Below are 22,109 nucleotides of genomic sequence, written 5' to 3'. Positions count from 1 at the left end.
GGTGTCAGTCTACGCGGGGCGCGCGCGGCGAGTCCGGTCCGGTGACATCGGCCGGCGGGCGCAGCAGCGGCTCGAGGCCGCTCTCGTGCCTCTGGGCGAACTGCTCCAGCGCAGCGCCGATCGTCGGATCCTCGCCGCGGGCCAGACCCGCGTACTCGATGTGAAGGGTGTGCCCCTCCGGCCGGATCTTCACCCACATGCGGCGGCGGGGCACGAACAGCGCCGCCAGCAGGCCCAGGACAGCGAGCACGGCGAACGCGAGCACCCAGGTGGCCGCAGCGTCGCGGTGAATCGAGAGCGACACGAAGCGCTTCACGGACTGCTCGTAGCCGGTCGCGCCCTCCGGCGACTCGTTCTCGAACGTGATCGTGCCGAGTCCGTCGGGCAGGTCGACCGTCTCACCCGGCGCGAGTTCGAGCGAATCGACGTCGATCGCCCGGCCGGTCAGCTGAGTCATGTCTCCGGTGTCCAGCGCGTACACCGAGCGCGGCGTGCCGTCGTCGATGCCGAGGTCGCCCTCGTAGACGTCGAGGGTCATCACGGGGTTGCTCAGCGACGGATAGGCCGATGTGAACGCGCCCGAGGTCAGCGGAGCCTGGGTCGGGTAGAAGAAGCCCACGAGGCCGAGCTGCTCGGGCATGCCGTCGGGAACCTTGATGACTCCGAGCGAGGTCATGTTGGTGTCCTGCGCGAGGAACGGCACCGATTCGGAGAACACCACGTCGTCCGCCGCGTTGCGGATCGTAATGGTCGGGGCGTAGCCGTTGCCCATCAGGTACACCCGATCGCCCGCCATCTCGAGCGGATGGTTCACCCGCACCTCGCCCTGCTGCGGATCCTGCCCCGCCAGCTGCGTCGTGAGGTGGGCCACGAAGTCCCCCGCCTGGCCCGCGCCCCGGGTGCCGAAGGGCTGATAGGTCACGCTGAACTCGTCGAGTGTGAGCGAGTAGGGGGTCAGGGTCTCCTCGTCGACGAAGCGCCCCGGATTGAAGGAGGTGTAATCCAGCAGGGTGTTGACGAAGGTGCCGCCCTCGATGATCACGCCCTGCCCCGTGTAGGTGTAACCGCCGCCGACGCCGACGGCCACCAGCACGCCGATCAAAGCGGTGTGGAAGACGAGGTTGCCGGTCTCGCGGACGTAGCCGCGCTCGGCCGAGACGGACAGCGTGCCCCGGCCGTCGTACCGCTCGACGCGGTAGCCGCCGCGCCGCAGCTGCTCGGCCGCCGACTCGATCGCGGTGGTCGCCGCCGCGTCGGAGGCGACACCGGGCGCCAGTTCCACGATCGACGATCGGTGATCGGCCAGCCGCTCGAGCCGCGCCGGCGTGCGCGGCGGGCGCGCGCGCAGGGCCTTCCAGTGATGCCTGGTGCGCGGGATCACGCAGCCGATGAGCGAGATGAACAGCAGGATGTAGATCGCCGAGAACCAGGCCGACGTGTAGACGTCGAACAGCTGGAGGCCGTCCAGCACCGGCGCGAGGTCGGGGTTGTCGACGAAGTACTGCGTCACGCCGTTCGGGTCGGCGCTGCGCTGCGGCACGATCGACCCCGGGACAGCGGCGATCGCGAGCAGCAGCAGCAGCACGAGGGCGGTGCGCATGCTCGTCAGCTGGCGCCACCCCCACCGCAGCCAGCCGGCCGGACCGAGCGCGGGCTGGGCGATGTCCTCGGATGCGGGCGCGGCGGTGTCGGCGTGATCGGCCGGCCGCAGCGTCCCCTCGGTCAGAGCCGGATCGGGTGCGTCAGAGCGGGAGGGGGACATTCAGGAACACCCCCTGCAGCTGCGCCATCATCGCCGTCCAGACGCCGGAGACCATGAGGACGCCGAGGATCACCAGGAGCACGCCGCCGATGATGTTGACGGTGCGGATGTGACGACGCAGGAACCCGACCGAGCGCGTCGCCCAGCCGAAGCCGAGCGTGATCAGGATGAACGGGATGCCGAGGCCGAGCGAGTAGGCCAGGCCCAGGAGTCCTGCCCGAAGCGGATCGCCGAAGTTCCATGAGATCGCGAGGATCGCCCCGAGTGTCGGGCCGATGCACGGCGCCCAGCCGATGCCGAGGGCGACACCGAGCAGGGGCGCTCCGACCAGCCCCAGGTTGCCGCGCACCTGCGGCTTGAAGGTCCGCTGGGCGAACCCGAACAGGCCGATGAAGACGAGCCCGAGCAGGATGACGACCACTCCCATGACCCGGGTGATCGCGTCGGCGTACTCCAGGAAGAAGCGCCCGACGGTGCCTCCCAGGATGTTGACCGCCATGAACACGACAGTGAATCCGGCGATGAACAGGAGCACGCCGCCCAGCAGCCGGCCGCGGCTCGGCTCGGCGTCGATCAGGGTCGCCGCGGGCGCGGCATCCACTCTCTGCGTCGGAGAATCGCCCGCGCGTCGGAGCATTCCGGTCGAATCCTCCGACGTCGGCGCGATGCTCCGACGCTCGGGTGCCCGCGGCGCGACCGCCCCGCCGATGAAGCCCAGGTAGCCGGGAACGAGGGGCAGGACGCAGGGCGACAGGAACGACACCAGTCCCGCGAGCACCGCGATCGGCAGGGCGATCCACAGTGCGCCGTCGGCGATGATCGCGCCGGGGTTCACGGGGACTCCTCGAGCGTCTCGCGCACGAGAGTCTTGAGGATCGATCGATCGGGCAGCTGGCCGATGATGCGCGCCGCGACGCGGCCTTCGGCATCCAGGATCAGCGTCGTCGGTGTCGCCTGGATGGGCGTCTTCTCGGCGAAGGAGAGCTTGATCGCGGGGGTCTCCGAGGCGATGGCGCTGGGATAGGTGATCCCGTAGGTGTTCGCGAAGGCGGCGGCGGCGGCCGCCGAGTCGATCGTGTTCACGCCGAGGAAGGCGACGTCCTCCCCCGCGAACTCGCCGTGCACCGCCTCGAGGTCGGCGGCCTCCGCGCGGCACGGGCCGCACGCGGCGTACCAGAAGTTGACGACGAGCACGTCGCCGGCGTAGTCATCGCTCGAGACCGCGTCGCCGTTCTCGGTGGTGGCGGCGAACTCGATCGGCTCGCCGCGCTGGTCGGCCGGGATCTCGGTCACGGCGCCGTCCCCCGAGATGAACCCCTTGTTGTCGCCGGCCCGGTACTGATCGGCGAGCGGGTCGTTCGCGCACGCCGCGAGCGAGAGGGCTGCTGCGCCGGCGAGGAGGGTCGCGGCGGCGCGCGTCACAACAGACGAACGGATGCCGCGCATCAGACGGCTCCGACGTCGACGGCGTCCGCGGTCGAGGCCGGCTCGACGTAGTCCGTCTCGCGCCAGACATCGCCGACGAGCTCGAATGTCGTGATGCTCGAGAGCGCGCAGCGCCGCACCCTTGGGTCGTGGCGGGTCGGCAGGCCCGCGACGAAGAGGTGGGTCACCCAGATCGGCAGCTGATGGCTGACGACGACGACGTCGCCGGATTCGGTCTCATGCCAGAGCTGTGTCATCGCGGACTGCATCCGCTCGACGACCTGTTCGTACGGCTCACCCCAGGACGGGATCTCGGGCCGGGAGAGGTATCGCCAGTTCATCGGATTGCGAAGGGCACGGCTCATCCGCTTGCCCTCGAACACGTTCGTCGGCTCGATGACGCGCTCGTCGATCAGCGGGTCCATTCCCAGCAACTCCGTGAACGGCTCGGACGACTCGCGCGCACGCTGCAGCGGCGAACACACGAGCGCGCCGACTGGTCGTCCGAGGCCGTGGATGTACTGCGCCGCCTGGCGGGCCATCCTTCGCCCGTCGGCGCTCAGGCCGAAGCCGGGAAGCCGCCCGTACAGCACGCGGCGAGGGTTGTGAACCTCTCCGTGGCGCACGAGATGGAGGCGGTCGGCGGGCACCCCTTCAGTCTACGTGGGCAGTCCGTGGGGCAGCCTGGACGGCGGCCGTGAGCGGCTACAGCGCTCCCGGCACTCCGGCCGACGCGATGAGCGCTCCGAGCGGCCACGAGGCGATGATCAGCGCGCAGCCGACCAGCGGCACCCAGAACGCAAGACGGCGCTTGACCAGCAGCACGATCGCGACGATGGCCACCAGGATCAGCACGAGCCACGGCAGCGCGACAGCGACCATCAGCCCCGTGGCGATGAGGTCGGAATTGCAGTCGCGGGCGCCGCACGCGTCGCCGGCCATCGCGAGGAAGAACCCGAAGAACGACATGATCGCCGCCAGCACACCCGCGAGCACCAGCAGGACGATCGTGAGGACGAGGTCCCACGTGCGCAGCGGTCGCCTGCCCGGGGGCGGCACCGCGTAGCCGTAGGGCGCGACGGGGTAGCCGTAGGGACCGGCCGACTGCTCGGGTGGGCCCGGCGGGGGGCCGTAGGCGGGAGGCAGCGTCGTCACGCGCTCATCATAGGGCGGCAGTCCGGCCCGTAGACTGTCCCCTCGTGAGTCAACGCGTTCTGATCAAGCAGCTGCAGTCCCTTCCCGACGGTCCGGTCTCCGTGTCCGGGTGGGTCGAGACCGTCCGCGATCAGAAGAAGGTGCAGTTCGTTATCCTGCGCGATGAGACGGGCGCCGCGCAGCTGGTCAACCCGGCGACGCGTCCGCCGGTCGAGCCCGTCGAGGGCGCCGAGCCGCAGGATGCCGCCGCACTGGCGCTCACCGACACGATCTCCGCGCTCACCACCGGCACGTTCCTCACCGTTCACGGCGAGCTCAAGCACGACGAGCGGGTCAAGCTCGGCGGCGTGGAGATCAAGGTGGCCTCGCTCGAGGTGGCCTCCCTCGCCCTGCCCGAGACGCCGATCGCGGCCGACAGCGGCTTGGACAAGCGCATGGACTGGCGATTCCTCGACCTCCGCCAGCGCCGCAACAACCTGATCTTCCGCGTCTCGACCACGCTCGAGCACGCGATGCGCACCTGGTGGGTCGAGCGGGACTACATCGAGGTCCACACCCCGAAGCTGATGTCGAGCCCGTCCGAGTCCAACGCCGAACTGTTCTCGCTGGAGTACTTCGGCGACCAGACGGCCTACCTCGCGCAGAGCCCGCAGCACTACAAGCAGATGGCCCAGTCGGCCGGCTTCGGCAAGATCTTCGAGATCGGCGACGTCTACCGCGCCGACCCCTCGTTCACGTCCCGCCACGCGACGGAGTTCACGAGCGTGGATGCCGAGATCAGCTGGATCGACTCCCACGAGGACGTCGCCGCCATGCAGGAGGAGCTGCTTGCCTTCGCGATCGCCGCGGTCAAGGACAAGCACGGTGCCGAGATCGCGGAGCTCTTCGGCGTCGAGGTGACTGTTCCGACCATCCCCTTCCCGCGCATCCCGCTGTCCGAGGCGCGTGAGATCGTGGCCGCGCGCGGACACGAGACGCAGCGCACCGACGGAGACCTCGAGCCCGAGGGCGAGCGTCAGGTGTCGGCGCACGTCAAGGAGAACTTCGATCACGATTTCGTGTTCGTGACGGACTATCCCTTCGGCATCCGGCCCTTCTACCACATGAAGGATGCCGAGACCGGGCTCACGAAGAGCTACGACCTGCTCTACCGGGGCGTCGAGATCACCACCGGAGCCCAGCGCGAGCACCGCATCGAGGTGCTCGAGGAGCAGGCGCGAGAGAAGGGGCTGGCGCTGGAGGGACTCGAGCACTACCTGGACTTCTTCCGCTACGGAGTGCCCCCGCACGGCGGTTTCGGCATGGGCCTGGCCCGCGTGCTGATGCTTTTGCTGGGCGAGTCCTCGATCCGCGAGGTCACGTTCCTCTTCCGCGGCCCCACGCGCCTCGCGCCGTAGTCGCCGGCAGGGGCGACGGTACCGTGGCGGCGGCATCCCTCCTCGAGGGCTCGTACAATTTCCGCGACACCGGCGGCATCCCCCTGCGCGTCGGCGGGGCGACCCGCTCAGGCGTGCTGTACCGCTCCGACGCACTCAGCGGTCTGACCGCGCGCGGGCTGGAACAGTTGGCCGCGACCCCGATCGGCACCGTCGTCGACTTCCGCACGCCGATGGAGCGTGCCATGGCACCGGACCGGCTGCCGCTGACCCGGTCGTTCCGCGTCGTCGAACTCGCGCTGCTGGAGGGCGCTCTGACGGGCCTCGCACAGCAGGCGATGCAGGCGGGGGCGGCGGGGGATCCGGATGCCGCCGCCGCGGCGGTCGGTCAGGCGCTCAGCCAGCTGCCCCCGCTCGGCGACCTCTACGTCTCGATGCTGACGCACGGCAGTGACGCCTTCGCCGAACTGGCTCGGCTGGTCGCGTCCGCCGACCCTTCGTCCTCCGACGCGGCGGTGCTCGTGCACTGCACGGCGGGCAAGGATCGAACGGGCGTGGCGGTGGCCCTGCTGCTGGATGCCGTCGGAGCGGACCGCGAGGCGGTCATCGCCGACTACAGCTCGTCGGAGGCGAACCTCTCGGGCGAATGGGCTGCCGGCATGTTCGCCCTCATCGACATGATGGGCGTGCCTCGCACACCCGAGCTCGACGCGCTCGTGGCCGCCACACCCGCCTCGGCAGTCGCCGAGGCACTCGACTGGGTCGATCGTGCACACGGCGGCTCCGCGGGGTACCTGCGCGCGGGTGGCCTGACCGATCTCGAGTTGTCGGCGCTGCGCGCCCGGTTGGCCGCCTGAGACCTATCCGGGCGGTCCCCGGAGGGTCTAGCGTGACACTCAGCGGCCGCCTGGCCGCGTCGAACAACGGGGTGGGCGATGGCGGGCAAGTTCGAACTGTGGACCGACAAGGGCGGTCAGTGGCGTTTCAACCTCAAGGCCTCCAACGGCCAGGTCATCGCGACCAGTGAGGGGTACTCGTCCAAGGCGAGCGCTCTGAACGGCATCGAGTCGGTCAAGAGCAACGCGCCGGGGGCGGCGACGGTCGAGGTCTGACCCGCTCAGCCGGCCGCCGCGAGCAGCGCGGTGCGCAGGCCATCGGGGGCGACGCGCCAGTGCGCGTGAAGCCGACCGTCGATGAGCACGACCGGGATCTTCTCCCACCAGAGCTCGTACAGCGCAGGGTCCTCGGCGATCGAGGCCTCGGTCACGTCGATGCGATCGGCCACGTCGTCGGGGAGCTCGGCGAGCACGGTCTCCACGACCTCGTGGGCGACATCGCAGAGGTGGCAGTCGGGCTTGCCGATCAGCATCAGCTCCGTCATCGCTCGACGGGGTATCCGGCGTTGATCCAGCCGTTCGTGCCGCCCTCGACGTTCACTGCGTCGTACCCGCGCGCTTCCAACGCCTCGACCACACGGCCCGAGCGGCCGCCGACCGCGCAGATCACGTCGAACTCCCCCTCGGGAAGCTCGTGCAGGAGGTCGCCGATGCGAGACATCGGAAGATTGACCGCGCCGGGAACGCGCGCAGCGGCGAACTCGTCGGGCTCGCGGACATCGATGAGGGGCACGTCCTCGCGGGCGCGGCGCTGTTCGACGGTGATCGACTTCATGATCCCATTCTGATCGCAGTTCGGCCGGTCGGGTGCCGGCGCTCGAGGTCGGGCCGCCGAACCCACGCGCTGCCCGCGAGCCCACAGGTACGCGTGAACAGGAACCCATGGGTTCGCGAGGAACGCATGGGCTCGCGGACGGAGTCGGCAACACGAAGCGCCCGTCCCGCGGGACAGGCGCTCGGTGTGCGCGGGCTCGCGCCCGCGGCCGCTGCTACTTCTTGTTGCGGCGCTGGTGGCGGGTCTTACGAAGCAGCTTGCGGTGCTTCTTCTTCGCCATGCGCTTGCGGCGCTTCTTGATGACTGAACCCACGGAAAACCTCACTAAGTCGGGGTCTGGGCTACCTGCACTCGCGTGCAGTCATGCCCGGGAACGGCAAGAACGGAAAATGCCTGACCGAAGTCTATCAGGCGCGCCGACCGCCGATTGAGCCGGTCGGTCAGCCCACGTCGGCGATCGGGCGCTGCAGCGCCTCGGTCACCGCGGACTCGGGCACCCGGTAGCTGCGACCGAAGCGGACGGCGGGCAGCTCGCCGGAGTGCACCAGGCGATAGACCGTCATCTTGGACACGCGCATGATGTCGGCGACCTCGGCCACCGTCAGGAAGCGCACATCAGGCAGTTCCGCCATGATCTCCCCTTCCCCAGGATCGTGCTGAGCACACTCTATGGTGTCGGTGCGACGCGTGTAAACCTGTGTGACTGCTGGGACGTCCTGCGCCGACTCAACGCCCGGGCAGCTTCTTCAGCGCACTCTCCAGCGCGTGCTTGGCGGATGCGGCCGCGCGGCCCAGCGTGTCGGCGGCGTGCGCGGCGGAGTCCGGCAGCATCGAGGCGCCGGCAGCGTCGGCCGCGGCATCCATTCCGTCGTCGAGGAACGGGATCAGCCAGTCGTCGATCTCGTCCAGCGGTGCCGCCGACAGGCTGTAGTAGCGGTGCTGTCCTTCTTCGCGCACCGAGACCAGCTGCGCCTCGCGCAGGACCTTGAGGTGCTTCGAGACCGTCGGCTGGCTCACGCCGAGTTCGTGCACGATGTGCGACACGCTCGTGCCCCGTTCGCCGGCGGATGAGCGATCGAGCAGGAGCTGCAGGATGTCGCGACGTGTGCCGTCCGCGATCACGTCGAAGATGTCCGCCATAGGCTTAGGTTAGTCGGGCATCTCCCGGAGTACCATGACTCAGGTTTCGAGCGAAGGGGCCAGGCATGGCGGCTGACCCGAACAGGTCGTTCGTCCGACGCGCGACACGTGCTCTCGCCCACGGGTGGGACCGCCTGCAGGATCTGACCACCTCTTCGCCGGCGCGCTTCGCGGTGCTCGTCTTCGCGACCCTGATCCTCCTGTTCACGGCCCTGCTGTCACTGCCGGCAGCGACAGCGACGGGGCAGCGCGCTCCGTTCGCCGATGCCCTCTTCACCGCGGTCTCCACGATCTGCGTGACCGGCCTGTCGACCGTGAACATGGGGACGTACTGGTCGGGCTTCGGGCAGGTCATCGTCTTCATCGGCGTGAACGTCGGCGCCATGGGCGTTCTCACACTCGCCTCGATCCTCGGCCTGATCATCTCGAAGCGATTGGGGCTGCGGGCCAAGCTGATCGCCGCCGGCGACACGAACCCGATGCGCGCGCACGGCGGGCCGGTCAACGAAGGCCAGACCGTGCGTCTCGGTGAGGTCGGCGTGCTGCTGCGCACGGTGGCGCTCTCGACGCTCGTGATCGAGGCGGGCATCGCGGTGCTGCTGTACCCGTCGCTGATCGTCGGCGGGGTCGAGCCGCTCGTGGCGCTCTGGGAGGCCCCGTACTACGCGGCGATGGCGTTCACCAACACCGGCTTCTCGCCGAACCCCGACGGCATCCTGCCGTTCCAGTACGACTACTTCTTCCTCACCGTGATGATGGCCGGGGTCTTCCTCGGCTCGATCGGCTTCCCCGTGATCTACACGCTGTGGAAGCACCAGTGGCACGTGCGACGCTGGACGCTGCACGCCAAGCTCACGCTCATCACCACCGTGCTGCTGTTCTTCGTCGGTGCGGGCGCTTTTCTCGCTCTCGAGTTCGACAACCCGGCCACATTCGGCAGCAGGGACGCGTGGGACACCGTCTTCCAGTCGTTCTTCCTGTCGGCGATGACGCGCTCGGGCGGTTTCTCGGTCGTCGACATCGGCGAGCTCAACGGCTCGTCGCTGCTGGTCGGATCGATGCTGATGTTCGTCGGCGGCGGCTCGGCTTCCACCGCCGGCGGCATCAAGGTCACGACCCTCGCCGTCCTCGCGCTGGCGGTCTGGTCCGAGGCGAAGGGCCGCCCGTCCGTCGAGGCGTTCGGCCGCCGCATCCCGAGCGATGTGCAGCGCGTCGCCCTCTCGGTGGTCGCGTGGGGGGCCACGATCGTCGCGCTGTCGACCATCACGATCTCCCACCTGACGAAATCCCACGTCGAGGACGTGCTGTTCGACGTGATCTCGGGGTTCGCGACCGTGGGACTCTCGACCGGACTGACCGCGAGCCTGCCCGATCCGGGGGTCTACGTCATGGCCCTGACGATGTTCATGGGGCGCATTGGTACAGTGACACTCGCCGCGGCCGTGGCCGCGACATCCCGTTCGCAGCTCTACTCGCTGCCCGTGGAAAGGCCCATCGTTGGTTGAGCGCATCAGGAGCGACGCTCCTGTCCTGGTGATCGGACTCGGACGATTCGGCGCCGCGTGCGCGGGAGAGCTCGATCGGCTCGACCGCGACGTGCTCGCGATCGACGAGAGCCTTGACCTCGTGCAGAAGTGGTCCGAGCGCGTGACGCACGCCGTGCAGGCCGACGCCAAGAACATCGATGCCCTCAAGCAGGTCGGCGCCGGTGACTTCCAGGTGGCGGTGGTGGCCGTCGGCTCCTCGATCGAGGCGTCGGTGCTGATCACCGCGAACCTGGTCGACCTGAAGGTGCCGCAGATCTGGGCCAAGGCGGTCTCGCAGTCGCACGGCAAGATCCTCTCGCGCGTGGGCGCCAATCACGTGATCTATCCCGAGCGCGAAGCCGGCGAGCGCGTGGCGCACCTCGTCAGCGGACGCATGCTGGATTTCATCCGCTTCGACGACGACTTCGCGATCGCCAAGATGTACCCGCCCAAGTTCATCCGCGGTGTCGGCCTGAACGAATCGGGCGTCCGCACGAAGTACAACGTGACGGTCGTCGGGGTGAAGAGCCCCGGCAAGCCGTTCCGCTACGCCGAGGCGAACACTGTCGTGACCAATCACGACCTGATCATCGTCTCCGGCACGAACAGCGACATCGAGCGCTTCGCGGCCCTGGACCGCTGAGCCCTAGGAGCCGGCGGCCATCTCGCGGGCACGGGCGAGCGCGGCATCCGTCGCCCGTCCGAACAGCTCGTCCAGCCGTGCGTCCTGCAGGACGCCGATCGCCCGTTCGGTCGTGCCGTTGGGGCTGGTCACGCGACGGCGCAGCTCGGCCGGGTCGACGTCGGATGCCGCCAGCAGGGCGGCCGCGCCGATGAAGGTCTGCTCCGCCATCGCACGCGCTTCGGGCTGCGTGAACCCCTTGGCGACCGCTGCCCGGGTGAACTCCTCGACGAGCAGAAAGAAATAGGCCGGACCGGAACCGGAGATCGTCGAGAGCGCGTCCATCTGGGACTCCGGCACCTCGATCACGCTGCCCACGGTCTCGAACAGCGCGCGCACGAGCGCGACGTCGTCCTCAGACGCGTTCGTGCCGGCGGCGAGTCCGGTCACGGCGGCGCCGACGACGGCAGGCGTGTTGGGCATCGAGCGCAGTACGCTCGCCCGCTCCCCGAGGATCTTCTCGAACGTCGCGATCGTGACGCCCGCGGCGAGGCTCACCACGATGGTGTCGGGTGCCAGGTGCGGCGCGAGCTCACGCAGCAGGTCGGGCACCATCGCGGGCTTGACGCCGATGAGGACGATGCGGGCGGATGCCGCCGCCTCGGCGTTTCCGTCGGGTCGCTCCTCGAGGGCGATGCTCGTCACGCCGTCCAGGTCGGCGAGGGCGTCGGCCTTCCCACGGGTGCGATTCGTGACGGTCACGCCGGAGGTCGCCAGACCCGATCGGACGAGCCCCTGAAGGATCGCACCCCCCATGGATCCGGCGCCGATGATGGCGATGGGGGGCAGGTCGGCGGTGTCTGCGGGCATGCCGGTCAGTCTACGGATGGGCGCGGATGATGGTCCGCTCACCGCTTCGAGCGGCGGGTCTATAGTCGAGGAACCGGGGGCGACGGCGCCCCCTTCCCGACCACGAAGGACCTCGCAATGACCCTGTTCGACGGCATCCGCTCACGTCTGGTCGAAACCCCGGATCTGAGCGTGGGCGTCCTCGAGCGCGACGGGGATGATCCCGCGACGCCGCCCGAGCGCACGGTCGTCCTGGTCCACGGGAACGTCTCGTCGTCGCTGTTCTGGCAGGAGATCATGCAGGAGCTTCCGAGCGACCTGCGGGTGCTCGCGATCGACCTGCGCGGCTTCGGGTTGACCGAGCACGCGCCCGTCGATGCGAGCCGGGGCGTGCGCGACTTCAGCGACGACGTGTGGGCCACGCTCGAGGCGCTGGGCATCCCGACCGCGCACCTGGTGGGCTGGTCCATGGGCGGCGGCGTCGTCATGCAGTACGCGCTCGATCACCCCGTCCTGAGCCTGACGCTGCAGTCCCCCGTCTCGCCCTACGGCTTCGGCGGCACCCGCCGCGACGGCACCCGCCTCACGGATGACGACGCCGGCACCGGCGGCGGCGGAGCGAACCCCGACTTCGTGCAGCGTCTCATCGATCACGACACCTCCGCTGACGCGCAGACCTCGCCGCGCAGCGTCTTCCGTTCCGGGTATGTCGCGCCGGGATACGCGAGCGAGCACGAAGACGTTTGGGTCGAGTCCATGCTCACCACCTCGACTGCGACCGGCAACTACCCGGGTGACGGTGTGGCGAGCCAGAACTGGCCGGGATTCGCCGCCGGTACGATCGGCGTGCTCAACACGATGGTGCCCGGGAACTTCGATGTGTCGGGGATCGTGCGACTGGACCCGAAGCCGCCGATCGCGTGGATCCACGGCACCGCGGACGCGATCGTCTCGGACACGTCGTTCTACGACCTGAACTACCTCGGACAGCTCGGAATCGTCCCCGGCTGGCCGGGGGCGGAGGTGGCACCGGCGCAGGAGATGGTATCGCAGACGCGCGACGTGCTGGATGCGTATGCCGCAGCCGGCGGCGACGTGCGAGAGGTGGCGCTGGAGGGCGTCGGTCACTCGGCCCACCTCGAGGCGCCCGCGGAATTCCGTCATGCCCTGCTGTCGGTCATCGGCTACGTCGGCGCACCGGCCGACCCCGCGCCGCCCACCGAGGCGATCATCCTCAAGTCCGAGGACTGATCCGGCCGTCGCGATCGCCGCCGGGCCCTCCGTAGACTTGCCCGCATGAGTGCATCGGGCGGCGGCAAGGCGATCATCGCGGCGTTCCTGGCGAACATGGGCATCGCCCTGGCCAAGTTCATCGCCTGGTTCTTCTCGGGTTCGGCGTCGATGCTGGCCGAAGCCATTCACTCTGTCGCCGACTCCGGGAATCAGCTCCTGCTGCTGCTCGGCGGCCGCAAGGCCAAGAAGGAAGCCGACCGGGAGCACCCGTTCGGTTACGGTCGCGAGCGCTACGTCTACGCCTTCGTCGTGTCCATCATCCTGTTCTCGGTCGGCGGGCTCTTCTCGATCTACGAGGGGGTCGACAAGCTCACGCACCCGCACGAGCTCGAGAACTTCTGGATCCCGCTGACGGTGCTCATCGTCGCGATCGGGCTGGAGTCGTTCTCGCTGCGCACCGCGGTCAAGGAGAGCAACCTCGTCCGCGCGAAGGGGGAATCGTGGGTGGGCTTCATCCGCCACGCGAAGGCGCCCGAGCTGCCTGTCGTCCTGCTGGAGGACGTCGCCGCGCTCATCGGCCTGGTCTTCGCGCTGCTGGGTGTGGGACTGACCGCGATCACCGGTAACTCGCTGTTCGACGCGATCGGCACGCTCATGATCGGAACCCTGCTGATCGTGGTGGCCATCACGCTCGGCATCGAGACCAAGAGCCTGCTGGTCGGAGAAGGCGCCGGCGCCGGCGACTACAGAAAGATCGTCGCCGCGATCACGAACGGACCTGAGGTCGAGCGCCTCATCCACATCAAGACCCTGTACCTGGGGCCTGACGAGCTGCTGGTGGCGGCCAAATTGGGCTTCTCGGGCGACAAGCTGCTGGCCGACGTCGCCGCCGAGATCGACATCGTCGAGGCCCGCGTGCGCAAGGCGGTGCCCACCGCGCAGTCGATCTACTTCGAACCGGACGTGTACGGCGCGTCTGACGGCCCGAACCCGCCCACCGAAGAGGTCGTCATCCGGTCCGCCGACTGAGGGCGCTCTTCGCGCAGCTCGCCGAAGAACCGCTGCAGCAGCGCGGTGGACTCGTCCGCGCGCACGCCCGCGACCACCTCGGCGCGGGACGGCAGCCGGCGATCGCGCACGACGTCGTAGAGCGAGCCGGCCGCGCCGGCCTTCTCGTCCCAGGCGCCGAACACCAGCCGGGACACGTGCGCCTGCAGCAGCGCTCCGGCGCACATGAGGCAGGGTTCGAGCGTCACGACGAGCGTGCACCCCGCCAGGTTCCACGAGCCGAGGGATGCTGCGGCCTCGCGCATCGCGACGACTTCGGCGTGCGCGGTGGGGTCGTGCGTGGCCTCGCGGAGGTTGCGGCCCTCCCCGATGACCCGGCCCTCGGCATCCGCCACGAGCGCTCCCACGGGAACGTCGTCCGCCTCCCGCGCGCGGGCGGCCAGATCGAGAGCGCGCACCATGAGTGCGTCGTCCCGTTCGGATGCTGCAATCGCCACGGCCCCAGCGTAGGGCGTCGACGCAGAAGGCCCGGTGGCCCACTGCCCGGTGCCCTAGCCTGGGCGTATGCGCCTGCACGTCGCGGATCATCCGCTCATCACCCACAAGCTCACGGTCCTGCGCGACGAGAACACCCCCTCCCCCGTGTTCCGCCAGCTCACCGAGGAGCTCGTCACGCTCCTCGCCTACGAGGCCACCCGGGGCGTGCGCGTCGATCCCCATGAGATCCGCACACCGGTGACGACGACCATCGGAGTGAAGATCAGCGAGCCGCGCCCGCTCGTCGTGCCGATCCTGCGGGCCGGGCTCGGGATGCTGGATGGAATGGTCAAGCTGCTGCCCAGCGCCGAGGTCGGGTTCCTCGGCATGGCGCGCAACGAGGTGACCCTCGAGCCGACGACATACGCCGAGCGTCTTCCCGAGGACCTGAGCGACCGCCAGTGCTTCGTGCTCGACCCGATGCTCGCGACGGGCGGGTCGCTGGGCGCTGCGATGGAGTTCCTCTTCCGGCGCGGGGCGCGCGACGTCACCGCGATCTGCCTGCTGGGCGCGCCGGAAGGCGTGGCGGCGATCGAGAAGCAGGTCGACGGACGCGACGTGACGCTCGTGCTCGGCGCGCTGGATGAGCGCCTGAACGAGAAGGGCTACATCGTGCCCGGTCTCGGCGACGCCGGCGACCGCCTGTACGGCACGGTCTGACGCTCAGACCAGCGCGCCCACGGGCTGTGCGGCGACGAGTTCACCGGTGCGGCCACCCCCGCTGATCACGGCGATCGGAGTGACGCTGCGCCCGTTGAAGCGCGTCGCCGTCACCACGGTGTAGGCGCCCATCACCGGGCTGACCAGCAGATCGCCGACCGCGAGATCGGGAAGGAGCGCCTCCCGGGCGATCACATCGGTCGAGTCGCACGTCGGGCCCGCGAGGGTCGCCCAGCGGTGGGTGGCGGCATCCACCTCGAGCCCCTCGATCTCGCGCTCCGCGAAGATCAGCGGGTGCACGTCCTCGGTGAGCACATTCGAATAGGCGCCGTACAGGCCGTCGTCCAGGTAGTACCAGCGGCCGTCGCCGCGTTCGGCGAGGCCCACGACGCTCGTGAGGAGCGTCATCGACTCCGCCACCATGATGCGCCCGGGCTCGGCCAGGATCGTGAGCCGGTCGGCGCGCGGCTCGAGCAACGGACGGATCACTGCCGCGAGCTCTTCGAGCGGGGTGACCGCCGTGTCGTAGGCGACCGGAAAGCCGCCGCCGATGTCGAGCGTCTCGAAGCGCACGGGCAGCGCCGACTCCAGCTGATCCATGAGCGCCAGGGTCTCGGTGGTCGCCGCCGCGAACCGCGCGGGGTCATCGAGCTGGCTGCCGACGTGGAAGCTGAAGCCGCCGATCCGGATGCCGCGCGCGAGGGCACGCTCCACCAGGCGGGCGGCCTCGAACGGACCTACGCCGAACTTGGTCGACAGGTCGCTCTTGGCCTGCGGGCTCCGGTAGGCCAGGCGGATGAGGAGGCGCACGTCCGACGGGGCGGAGCGGAACTTGTCGAGCTCCACCTCGTTGTCGATCACGAATGTCCGCACTCCCGCCTCCAGCGCCTCCGCGACCTCGGATGCCTTCTTGATCGGGTGCGTGTGGATGATGCGCTCGCGTCCGATGCCCGCCAGCAGTTCCAGCTCCTCGCCGGTCGCGACGTCGAAGCCGCAGCCCTCTTCGGCCAGGGCGCTCAGCACATCGACGTGCGCGAGCGCTTTGACCGCGTAGTGGAACCGGACGAACGGCAGTGCCGCCGCGAGCCGGCGGTACTGCGAACGGACCCGCTCCGGATCCAGCAGCAGCACGGGTGTGCCGTGCAGAGCGAGCGCCGCCTTCGCGATATCCGAGGACAGCAGCGCGGCGGTCTCGGCGCGGCGGAGCTCCCGCAAGCTGCTCTCGGCACGCGCATCGTGCGCCGCCGGCGGGATGGTCATGACTCGTTCTCCGCGCTGCGGCGACCGTCGCGCAAGCCCGTCTTCGCGGTGATCGTGAAGGCGCCGGCGGCGATGGCGTAGAAGACGACGTCGGCGAAGACCTTGCCGGCCAGCAGTCCCCACACCGGGTCGGGCAGCAGCCACACGCCGAGGATGAGCGCGGCAGGCCGGATCAGCAGACTGTCGAGCAGTTCTGCCGGGCCGAACTCGGCCAGCAGCAGCAGGAACGTGCGGCCCACCGCCCGACGCCAGGTGTCCGAGACAGCAGACTGCTCGGCGTAGATCGTGATCGCCAGAACCGTGTAGAAGCCGATGCTCTCCCCGAGCAGCGCCGCCAGGGCGATGAGTGCGGGCGCCTCGGTCCAGACGGTGACCGCAAGCCCGGCGAGCACCATGGCTGCGGTCCCGACGATCTCCGCGGGCAGGTAGCGGACGACCCAGAAGACCAGTCCGCGACGCCTCGGCACCCCGTCCTGCGCGGCAGTGGCTCCGCCCATCTCGACGGCGACGGCATCCGCTGTGACGGCGATCTCGGAACCCGCGGCGATAGCGCTCATGTGACACTCCCTGTTCTCGAAGGGAGAGGACGCAGGGCGCACGGTGATACCGGCGGAAAGGAACGGCCGCCGGAAAGAGAATGGTCGCGGCATCCACGATGCGCGCGGCGCGCTCCGTGCGCGGAGGGGTGGATACCGCCCATAAAAAATGGTCGCGGCATCCACCCCTCGCCGAACGGATGCCGCGACCTGCGTCTACGAGAGACGCCCGCCCAGGCTACGGGTGCGCAGTTTCTGACCCAACGGGGTTGACAGGGCGCACCCGGGGGTCTACCCCTCGAGATTCCCTTCGTCGCCGAGAACGGGGCTCGCCGGCGGACGGCGACCGGTCTCCTGCTCCCAGAATTCCAGCTGCTGGGTGAGGGCTTTGGCCAGTTCGAACACCTGCTCGGGAGGAATCCGCACCCGGCTCACGACTCGCGCCGGAACGATGGTGCGCCGTTCGCCGGTCTCGGGATCCACGGCTTCGGCCGGCGGCTTCGCCAGCGTCAGGAAGTCCATGATGAACACCGTGGGCGTGTGCCACACGTTGGCGAAGTCCGCGTACGAACCGGCGATGAGCTCAGGGGGCAGATCGATTTCGAACTGGCGCTCGTCGGTCATGGCGGCCTCCTCTGAGATCAGCGAGAGTCTACGCGCGTGGCATCGCGCCCCTCCACGAGCCGGACGAACCCGCTGAGGCGCGTCACACCGTCGGGGGTGTGGGGAAGATCATCCAGCAGCCCCGGCGAGGAAAGGAGGTACGCGGTGTGCATCGCGCGCGAGATGGCGACGTTGAGGCGGTTTCGCAGGAGCAGGAATTCCAGTCCGCGCGGCGCATCGCGGCCGGACGAGGCCGCGAGCGAGACGATCGCGACCGCCGCCTCCTGACCCTGGAACCGATCGACGGTCCCGACCCGCACGTCGGGAAAACCGGCGTCCACGAGTGCCTGCTCGACCGCGACCTGCTGCGCGTTGTACGGCGTGACGACGATGATGTCGCTTTGGCCGAGAGGACGCGGCGGCAGCACGGTGGTCTCGCCCGCGTCGCCGATCAGGATGCCGGTCCATTCGCGCCCGACGAGGTCGCGGACGAGGTCGGCCACGACGGCGGCCTCTTCGACGGACTGCGTCGCGTTGCCGCGGTGCCGCACCGGCACGGGGATCAGGCCCGGCTCGATCCCGGCCAGTCGGCGCAGCGCGGTCGCGGGATGCGCCGCGAGCTCGCCGCTGTACGAGAGGCGCGATACCGGCTCCGCGACGTGAGGGTGCATGCGCCAGGTGCGGGCGAGGAAGTAGCCGTACTCGGGCGGGATGACGTCCGCGCCGTCCATCACCCAGCCGAGCGCCGAGGTGTCCACCGGCTCCGGATGCGTTCCCTGGCTGACCTGCGGCAGCTGCTGCGGGTCGCCGAGCAGAAGCAGGCGCCGTGCTGCCACCGAGACGGCGATCGTCGAGGCGAGCGAGAACTGGCCCGCCTCATCGATCACGAGCAGATCGAGACTGGCGCGCGGTATGCGGTCCGCGTGGGCGAAGTCCCACGCGGTTCCCCCGACGACATAGCCGGTGTCGGCGTGCTCGGCGGCGAAGCCCGCGATGCCGTTCTTCGCGATCACGGTGAAGGGGATGCCGGATGCCGAAGGATCCTTGGGCGCCTTGCCGACGAGCGCAGGATCCAGGCCGGCGGCGACGATGCGCCCGAGCATGTGCTCCACGACCGCGTGGGACTGCGCCACGACGCCGACCTTGTAACCGCGCTCGGCGACGAGGCGGGCGATGACGTGGGATCCGACATAGGTCTTGCCCGTGCCCGGCGGCCCTTGGACCGCGAGATAGCTGCCGTCGAGGTCGACGACCGCCTGCACGATCGACTGGACGTCGTCGCCGACGTGCGGCGGAAGGCCGCCGTCGGGCCGCACCGTCCGAGGCGGTCGGCGCAGCAGGATGTCGGTGGCGGGATCCGCGGGAAGCGCGGGTGCCGCGGCGATCGCGGCATCGGCCCACTCGTCGATCGCCCCCTGCTGGCGTCCGGCGCTCGGGGGCGACGGCGGGGTCAGGGCGATGGGCAGGCGATCCCACGTGCAGCCGTCCACGGCGAGTTCCTCGACGATGGCTCCGTCGTCGAGGACCTCGAGGACGCGGACCGTGCGCGTGCCGTGGATCCATCGCGGTGACGGCTCGGACGGGAAGGGCGTCGGCAGCTCGTAGATCCCGAACGGGTTGGTCCCCTCGCTCAATCGCGTTCCGGGGGCCAGTTCTCCCCGCAGCTCGAGGGTGCGGCGCTCGCTCTTGCCGTCCGGACGATGCCAGTCCTCGACCACGCGCGAGCGCTGGTGGTCCACGACCATGACATCGCGCGTCTCCTCCCAGAGCGACAGCGGCTCCCGGAGGCGCAGGAAGTGCGTTGCCCAGAAGGACTTCGACTCCCGCGGGTAGTAGTCGATCGCCGCGGCGCCCAGGCGAAGGCCGGCCGACTCGGGCGAGTCGTCGGGCCAGCCGGCCGCGAGCGCGGCCAGTGCGACGGCCCGGGGGGAGGGAGCGTAGACGTTCTCCCCCGGCTCGGGGTTCGGTGTCGGGCGAAGGCCGGCCGCGCGGGCGTGGTCGACGAGCCAGTCGCGCAGCCGCCGTGTCGAGACGCAGTCGTAGCGGTTGTAGTCGGCCAGGTCGTCGAAGATCTCCTGCATCTCGGCGCCGCGACCGTCGTCGCGCAGCGCCCGTGCTTCGACGTACCGGACGATGGAGTCATCGCCCTTCTGCACATCGCTCGTGCGCACGTCGCCGCCCATGTAGAGCGGCTCGAGCTTCTTGATCGAGTACGAGCGGGATCCGACGCGCAGGGCGCGGCGGACGATCGGGTAGAGATCGACGAACACGCCGTCGCGCAGCAGCCGGTCGACGTCGGCCTCACGCGTGCCATAGCGTGCCGCCATCGTCAGCAGGTGCGTCGGCTCATACGGTGCGTAGTGATAGATGTGGAAATCCGGATGCTGTGCGCGGTGGACCTCGATGAAGTCGAGGAACATCTCGAGTGCAACCCGTTCCTCGGCGAACGAGTGCGCCCACAGCGCGCTGTACTGCTCGCGCACGTCGATCCACCCGAACAGGTAGTCGATCCCCCAGACGGTGGCATCGCCTTCGGTGTAGAGCGGATCACCCTCGAAGTCGAAGAAGAGATCGCCGTTGTCGGGCCGCGGCAGCGCGCCGAGTGCTGCGGGGGCGACGACCTCGTACGGCGGCACGGCGGGAGGCCCGTCGCCCGTCAGGACGGCTTCGCCCGTGCCAGCGGGGGCGCTCAGCTGCAGGCGTGCCTGGGTCTGCAGCATCGCGAAGGTGTCGGGGTTCATGTGCGGCGGCGCCGTCAGAGCACTCGCGAGCGCATCGATCGTCGCGATGCCCGCCGCGCGCAGCCGGTCGCGCTGGACGGGGCGCATGCCGGCGACCAGCAGCAGGTCGCGCGAGGCGACCACCTCGAGATCACAGGTCGCACAGCGCCCGCAGGCGATCACGCCCAGTTCTCCGCGCGGGTCGCCCCAGGCGATCGCTGGTGCGTCGGCTGCCAGGTCGAGCCGCCGGTCGGCGATGAGGGCCTGAAGCCGGGTGCGGCGCAGGCCGAAGACGGGCAGAAGGTCGTCGGCGCGGTGCACGCTCGTGGTGCCGTCGCCCAGAAGCAGCTCCACCCGATCGGAGCGGGCCACCCCGAGCCGGTCGAGCTGATCCACGTACGCCGCGAGCTGCATGAGCGCGGTGACGCGGGCCCGCCGGGCCAGCTTGCTGTCCTGCACGATCCACCGGCCGTCCTCGTCGCGCGTCAGGAAGTCGGCGAACCCGACGAACTCGTCGGTGGCGAAGGCGGCCTGGTAGATGACATCGGCGTCCGACGCGAGGGCGGCGTTCGTGTGCGCCACCGCGGCGGCCAGGCCCGCGGCATCCGAGGATCGCGTCTCGGCGATCTCGACGACGCCGTCTCCGAACCGCTCGCGGTACGCGGCGAGCACGCGCACCTCGTGTTCGCCGCCGAGCCGGCCCGCGCGCTCGAGCGTGGCGTCCTCGGGCTCGTCTACCGCATCGATGCGGCCCAGACGGGCGTCGATCGCACGCAGCCAGGCGAATTCGCACTCCGCCGCGGCTTTCAGGTCGCTCGCACTCCAGACCACGCGGCCCTCAGCCGGGATGTATCGCAATTGCTGCCTTTCGTCTCCCCGATGCTACGGGCGGCCGCGGACAGTGATGTGCGGACCCTGCGCGCTGTCGTACGCCGCTGCTCGGCTAGCATTCCGGGATGACGAATGCGGCTCCCATCGACGTCTCCATCGGCGGCGACATGATCCGCCTGGGACAGTTCATGAAGTTCGCCGGCCTGCTCGATTCCGGCGGAGACGTGAAAGAGGCCATCATCGACGGCTACGTGAGGGTCAACGGCGAGGTCGATCGTCGACGTGGGCGGCAGCTGCACCCCGGCGATGTCATCGACTTCGAAGGTCGGCGGGTGCGGGTCAGCCGGTGAGGCTCCTGTCGCGCTGGGCGGCCCCTGCCGAGGCGTAGGCCGATCGGCGCCACGCGTCACCGGCGTGGGCCAGGAAGAGGACTCGTCCGGCAGTCATCCCCACCAGCAGAACGCACGACAGCACCAGCAGCCAGCCGATGTAGGTGAATGCCATGCCCAGCACGCCGAAGCGCGCCGCCGAATCCGCGAGCAGCGGAGGAAGGAACGCGCGCCCGACAAGTCCGGCGACGGCGAAGCCTATCCCGGTGAGGGCAGCGCCGGGCAGCAATCTGCGAAGGCTGACCCGTCGGTCGATCACGATCCACGACGCGATCCACCACAGCGCGCCCCACACGAGAATCTCGACGAGGAACTCCACCACCGGCAGGGCGCCGTCACCGCTGACCACGACGCGGGTCGCGACGACGAAGGCCAGACCGAGCACGACCGTCAGCAGCGAAGCGAACCATCGCCAGGCGAGCTTCACGCTCACCGATGGAGTTCGCCAGATCTTCCGGAGACTCCGCTCCAGAGCACGGGCGAACGACGTCGCGGCGATCACCAGGAGGATCACGCCGATCACCCCGGTCGCGCGAAGCTCCTGTGCCCCACCGGGCAGCGACTTCTGCAGGATCTCGGCCGTCGCCGCGTTCAGGCCCAGATGCTCGGAGATCACCGGACCGCTGCGGGGATCGAGGTTGGCGCGCACTGCCCCGGCGATGATCAGGATCGGCAGGACCGACGTGAAGACGTGCGCCGCGAGCGTCATCCCGCGGTCCACGAGTCCCAGGTCGACCAGTTCACGCACGACCCTCAGCACGAAACGTCCCGAAGTGCTTCGAGCGCCCGCGCGGACGAGGCGCATC

The 22,109-nt window shown here is 69.6% G+C and carries 26 protein-coding genes; 9 read left to right on the top strand and 17 right to left on the bottom strand.

Annotation, left to right across the window (positions count from 1 at the left end):
* Positions 1-4: 4 nt before the first annotated feature.
* The 5 genes from RWQ91_RS09580 to RWQ91_RS09560 are packed head-to-tail and all read right to left on the bottom strand — an operon-like array spanning position 5 to position 4,342.
* A complete protein-coding gene (locus RWQ91_RS09580; protein WP_314505325.1) occupies positions 5-1,762 on the bottom strand; it encodes a cytochrome c biogenesis protein ResB in 1,758 nt (585 codons plus the stop codon).
* A complete protein-coding gene (locus RWQ91_RS09575) occupies positions 1,743-2,597 on the bottom strand; it encodes a cytochrome c biogenesis protein CcdA (RefSeq protein WP_314505322.1) in 855 nt (284 codons plus the stop codon). The genes RWQ91_RS09580 and RWQ91_RS09575 overlap by 20 nt, the downstream gene beginning before the upstream one ends.
* Positions 2,594-3,208, bottom strand: a complete 615-nt coding sequence (locus RWQ91_RS09570; protein ID WP_314505320.1) for a TlpA disulfide reductase family protein — start codon at positions 3,206-3,208, stop codon at positions 2,594-2,596. Before RWQ91_RS09570 ends, RWQ91_RS09575 begins: the two co-directional genes overlap by 4 nt.
* On the bottom strand, positions 3,208-3,837 hold the full coding sequence (locus RWQ91_RS09565) for a histidine phosphatase family protein (protein ID WP_314505319.1): 630 nt from the start codon (positions 3,835-3,837) through the stop codon (positions 3,208-3,210). The genes RWQ91_RS09570 and RWQ91_RS09565 overlap by 1 nt, the downstream gene beginning before the upstream one ends.
* Positions 3,838-3,892: 55 nt before the next feature.
* Positions 3,893-4,342 carry a DUF6264 family protein gene (locus RWQ91_RS09560; protein WP_314505317.1) on the bottom strand — a complete coding sequence of 150 codons (450 nt, stop codon included), beginning with the start codon at positions 4,340-4,342 and terminating at the stop codon, positions 3,893-3,895.
* A gap of 44 nt (positions 4,343-4,386) precedes the next feature.
* Here RWQ91_RS09560 and aspS point away from each other — a divergent pair, with 44 nt between their 5' ends.
* From aspS to RWQ91_RS09545, 3 genes are all read left to right on the top strand, one after another.
* Entirely contained in the window at positions 4,387-5,739 is a 1,353-nt protein-coding gene (aspS, locus tag RWQ91_RS09555; RefSeq protein ID WP_314505313.1) for an aspartate--tRNA(Asn) ligase, read from the top strand.
* Between the two features lie 23 nt (positions 5,740-5,762).
* Entirely contained in the window at positions 5,763-6,575 is an 813-nt protein-coding gene (locus RWQ91_RS09550) for a tyrosine-protein phosphatase (protein WP_314505310.1), read from the top strand.
* Between the two features lie 78 nt (positions 6,576-6,653).
* The gene (locus RWQ91_RS09545; RefSeq protein ID WP_314505307.1) at positions 6,654-6,830 is read left to right on the top strand and encodes a YegP family protein; all 177 of its coding nucleotides are present in this window, start codon (positions 6,654-6,656) and stop codon (positions 6,828-6,830) included.
* 5 nt (positions 6,831-6,835) lie between these two features.
* On the opposite strand, the gene RWQ91_RS09540 is transcribed toward RWQ91_RS09545, so the two are convergent.
* The 5 genes from RWQ91_RS09540 to RWQ91_RS09520 form a co-directional block, all read right to left on the bottom strand.
* Positions 6,836-7,099, bottom strand: coding sequence for a glutaredoxin family protein (locus RWQ91_RS09540; protein ID WP_314505306.1), 264 nt, complete (start codon positions 7,097-7,099; stop codon positions 6,836-6,838).
* Complete coding sequence (locus RWQ91_RS09535) at positions 7,096-7,389, bottom strand: rhodanese-like domain-containing protein (RefSeq protein ID WP_314505302.1); 294 nt, start codon at positions 7,387-7,389, stop codon at positions 7,096-7,098. Before RWQ91_RS09535 ends, RWQ91_RS09540 begins: the two co-directional genes overlap by 4 nt.
* A 214-nt stretch (positions 7,390-7,603) precedes the next feature.
* Positions 7,604-7,702 (bottom strand): 30S ribosomal protein bS22, encoded by a 99-nt coding sequence (locus tag RWQ91_RS09530; RefSeq protein ID WP_003792170.1) that lies wholly within the window; start codon positions 7,700-7,702, stop codon positions 7,604-7,606.
* A gap of 127 nt (positions 7,703-7,829) precedes the next feature.
* Positions 7,830-8,021 (bottom strand): helix-turn-helix domain-containing protein, encoded by a 192-nt coding sequence (locus tag RWQ91_RS09525; protein WP_179434504.1) that lies wholly within the window; start codon positions 8,019-8,021, stop codon positions 7,830-7,832.
* Positions 8,022-8,115: 94 nt separating this feature from the next.
* Positions 8,116-8,529, bottom strand: coding sequence for a metalloregulator ArsR/SmtB family transcription factor (locus tag RWQ91_RS09520; protein WP_314505293.1), 414 nt, complete (start codon positions 8,527-8,529; stop codon positions 8,116-8,118).
* Positions 8,530-8,594: 65 nt separating this feature from the next.
* Between RWQ91_RS09520 and RWQ91_RS09515 the strand changes: the two genes are divergently transcribed.
* On the top strand, positions 8,595-10,034 hold the full coding sequence (locus RWQ91_RS09515) for a potassium transporter TrkG (RefSeq protein ID WP_314505290.1): 1,440 nt from the start codon (positions 8,595-8,597) through the stop codon (positions 10,032-10,034).
* Positions 10,027-10,698, top strand: a complete 672-nt coding sequence (locus tag RWQ91_RS09510; protein WP_314505287.1) for a TrkA family potassium uptake protein — start codon at positions 10,027-10,029, stop codon at positions 10,696-10,698. The genes RWQ91_RS09515 and RWQ91_RS09510 overlap by 8 nt, the downstream gene beginning before the upstream one ends.
* A 3-nt stretch (positions 10,699-10,701) precedes the next feature.
* Here RWQ91_RS09510 and proC read toward each other — a convergent pair whose 3' ends face one another.
* Positions 10,702-11,547 carry a pyrroline-5-carboxylate reductase gene (gene proC / locus RWQ91_RS09505; protein WP_314505284.1) on the bottom strand — a complete coding sequence of 282 codons (846 nt, stop codon included), beginning with the start codon at positions 11,545-11,547 and terminating at the stop codon, positions 10,702-10,704.
* A gap of 117 nt (positions 11,548-11,664) precedes the next feature.
* Between proC and RWQ91_RS09500 the strand changes: the two genes are divergently transcribed.
* Together RWQ91_RS09500 and RWQ91_RS09495 are read left to right on the top strand one after the other, a co-directional pair.
* Positions 11,665-12,777, top strand: coding sequence for an alpha/beta hydrolase (locus RWQ91_RS09500; protein ID WP_314505280.1), 1,113 nt, complete (start codon positions 11,665-11,667; stop codon positions 12,775-12,777).
* Between the two features lie 45 nt (positions 12,778-12,822).
* On the top strand, positions 12,823-13,788 hold the full coding sequence (locus tag RWQ91_RS09495; protein ID WP_314505278.1) for a cation diffusion facilitator family transporter: 966 nt from the start codon (positions 12,823-12,825) through the stop codon (positions 13,786-13,788).
* Here RWQ91_RS09495 and tadA read toward each other — a convergent pair.
* On the bottom strand, positions 13,707-14,258 hold the full coding sequence (gene tadA, locus RWQ91_RS09490) for a tRNA adenosine(34) deaminase TadA (RefSeq protein ID WP_314505493.1): 552 nt from the start codon (positions 14,256-14,258) through the stop codon (positions 13,707-13,709). The genes RWQ91_RS09495 and tadA overlap by 82 nt on opposite strands.
* A 73-nt stretch (positions 14,259-14,331) precedes the next feature.
* Between tadA and upp the strand changes: the two genes are divergently transcribed.
* The gene (gene upp / locus RWQ91_RS09485) at positions 14,332-14,964 is read left to right on the top strand and encodes a uracil phosphoribosyltransferase (RefSeq protein ID WP_314505273.1); all 633 of its coding nucleotides are present in this window, start codon (positions 14,332-14,334) and stop codon (positions 14,962-14,964) included.
* A gap of 3 nt (positions 14,965-14,967) precedes the next feature.
* On the opposite strand, the gene RWQ91_RS09480 is transcribed toward upp, so the two are convergent.
* From RWQ91_RS09480 to RWQ91_RS09465, 4 genes are all read right to left on the bottom strand, one after another.
* Entirely contained in the window at positions 14,968-16,224 is a 1,257-nt protein-coding gene (locus tag RWQ91_RS09480; protein ID WP_314505270.1) for a type III PLP-dependent enzyme, read from the bottom strand.
* The gene (locus RWQ91_RS09475) at positions 16,221-16,781 is read right to left on the bottom strand and encodes a hypothetical protein (protein WP_314505268.1); all 561 of its coding nucleotides are present in this window, start codon (positions 16,779-16,781) and stop codon (positions 16,221-16,223) included. Before RWQ91_RS09475 ends, RWQ91_RS09480 begins: the two co-directional genes overlap by 4 nt.
* Before the next feature lie 270 nt (positions 16,782-17,051).
* Positions 17,052-17,384, bottom strand: coding sequence for a DUF3467 domain-containing protein (locus RWQ91_RS09470; protein WP_314505265.1), 333 nt, complete (start codon positions 17,382-17,384; stop codon positions 17,052-17,054).
* Between the two features lie 17 nt (positions 17,385-17,401).
* Positions 17,402-20,941, bottom strand: coding sequence for a TM0106 family RecB-like putative nuclease (locus RWQ91_RS09465; protein WP_314505262.1), 3,540 nt, complete (start codon positions 20,939-20,941; stop codon positions 17,402-17,404).
* A 98-nt stretch (positions 20,942-21,039) separates the two neighbouring features.
* On the opposite strand from RWQ91_RS09465, the gene RWQ91_RS09460 reads away from it, so the two are divergent.
* Positions 21,040-21,264, top strand: coding sequence for an RNA-binding S4 domain-containing protein (locus RWQ91_RS09460; RefSeq protein WP_314505260.1), 225 nt, complete (start codon positions 21,040-21,042; stop codon positions 21,262-21,264).
* Here the strand turns inward: RWQ91_RS09460 and RWQ91_RS09455 are convergent.
* Positions 21,254-22,051, bottom strand: coding sequence for a YhjD/YihY/BrkB family envelope integrity protein (locus tag RWQ91_RS09455; protein ID WP_314505257.1), 798 nt, complete (start codon positions 22,049-22,051; stop codon positions 21,254-21,256). The genes RWQ91_RS09460 and RWQ91_RS09455 overlap by 11 nt on opposite strands.
* Positions 22,052-22,109 lie beyond the last annotated feature (58 nt).

This window comes from uncultured Microbacterium sp. (assembly GCF_963524805.1).
In the GTDB taxonomy this organism is placed as follows: domain Bacteria; phylum Actinomycetota; class Actinomycetes; order Actinomycetales; family Microbacteriaceae; genus Microbacterium.
The sequence above is the reverse complement of the archived record's forward strand: the minus strand, read 5'-3'. Positions and strand labels throughout refer to the sequence as shown.

Bases quoted from the DNA above. Each gene is read 5' to 3' on its own strand.
- RWQ91_RS09580 (WP_314505325.1), bottom strand. From the start codon at position 1,762: ATGTCCCCCTCCCGCTCTGACGCACCCGATCCGGCTCTGACCGAGGGG.
- RWQ91_RS09570 (WP_314505320.1), bottom strand. From the start codon at position 3,208: ATGCGCGGCATCCGTTCGTCTGTTGTGACGCGCGCCGCCGCGACCCTC.
- RWQ91_RS09545 (WP_314505307.1), top strand. From the start codon at position 6,654: ATGGCGGGCAAGTTCGAACTGTGGACCGACAAGGGCGGTCAGTGGCGT.
- RWQ91_RS09540 (WP_314505306.1), bottom strand. From the start codon at position 7,099: ATGACGGAGCTGATGCTGATCGGCAAGCCCGACTGCCACCTCTGCGAT.
- RWQ91_RS09535 (WP_314505302.1), bottom strand. From the start codon at position 7,389: ATGAAGTCGATCACCGTCGAACAGCGCCGCGCCCGCGAGGACGTGCCC.
- RWQ91_RS09525 (WP_179434504.1), bottom strand. From the start codon at position 8,021: ATGGCGGAACTGCCTGATGTGCGCTTCCTGACGGTGGCCGAGGTCGCC.
- RWQ91_RS09520 (WP_314505293.1), bottom strand. From the start codon at position 8,529: ATGGCGGACATCTTCGACGTGATCGCGGACGGCACACGTCGCGACATC.
- RWQ91_RS09515 (WP_314505290.1), top strand. From the start codon at position 8,595: ATGGCGGCTGACCCGAACAGGTCGTTCGTCCGACGCGCGACACGTGCT.
- proC (WP_314505284.1), bottom strand. From the start codon at position 11,547: ATGCCCGCAGACACCGCCGACCTGCCCCCCATCGCCATCATCGGCGCC.
- RWQ91_RS09500 (WP_314505280.1), top strand. From the start codon at position 11,665: ATGACCCTGTTCGACGGCATCCGCTCACGTCTGGTCGAAACCCCGGAT.
- RWQ91_RS09495 (WP_314505278.1), top strand. From the start codon at position 12,823: ATGAGTGCATCGGGCGGCGGCAAGGCGATCATCGCGGCGTTCCTGGCG.
- upp (WP_314505273.1), top strand. From the start codon at position 14,332: ATGCGCCTGCACGTCGCGGATCATCCGCTCATCACCCACAAGCTCACG.
- RWQ91_RS09480 (WP_314505270.1), bottom strand. From the start codon at position 16,224: ATGACCATCCCGCCGGCGGCGCACGATGCGCGTGCCGAGAGCAGCTTG.
- RWQ91_RS09475 (WP_314505268.1), bottom strand. From the start codon at position 16,781: ATGAGCGCTATCGCCGCGGGTTCCGAGATCGCCGTCACAGCGGATGCC.
- RWQ91_RS09470 (WP_314505265.1), bottom strand. From the start codon at position 17,384: ATGACCGACGAGCGCCAGTTCGAAATCGATCTGCCCCCTGAGCTCATC.
- RWQ91_RS09460 (WP_314505260.1), top strand. From the start codon at position 21,040: ATGACGAATGCGGCTCCCATCGACGTCTCCATCGGCGGCGACATGATC.